The sequence below is a fragment of the Paraburkholderia sp. SIMBA_030 genome, from assembly GCF_046535245.1.
GTDB lineage: Bacteria > Pseudomonadota > Gammaproteobacteria > Burkholderiales > Burkholderiaceae > Paraburkholderia.
In genome coordinates, this window is the sequence record NZ_JAWRXB010001680.1 from 1 (window position 1) to 234 (window position 234).

At 58.5% G+C, this 234-nt stretch carries 1 protein-coding gene; it reads left to right on the forward strand.

Annotated elements, in window-relative coordinates; translation table 11 throughout:
* Nucleotides 1–215 (forward strand): hypothetical protein (locus SB772_RS45735; RefSeq protein WP_410839242.1); only part of this gene is annotated, 215 nt, incomplete at its 5' end.
* Nucleotides 216–234 lie beyond the last annotated feature (19 nt).

Below are 234 nucleotides of genomic sequence, written 5' to 3' on the forward strand. Positions count from 1 at the left end.
GGAACGACGGCGACCTGGGACCGCAACTGGGCGCCGCCAAACACTGGGTGCTGGATGGTCACGGGCAGCGCATCAAGACTCAGCTCAATTTCCGCAGCTATTTGTGTGAGCTGGAGCGGTTTATCGCCGGCCATCCGCAGGTGCGCTTCTATAACAGCAGTCGGGCAGGGGCGATGATCGCCGGAACCGTTTTTCATCCGGAGATCGCCTCATGAGTGCTCGTGAATCTTTTAT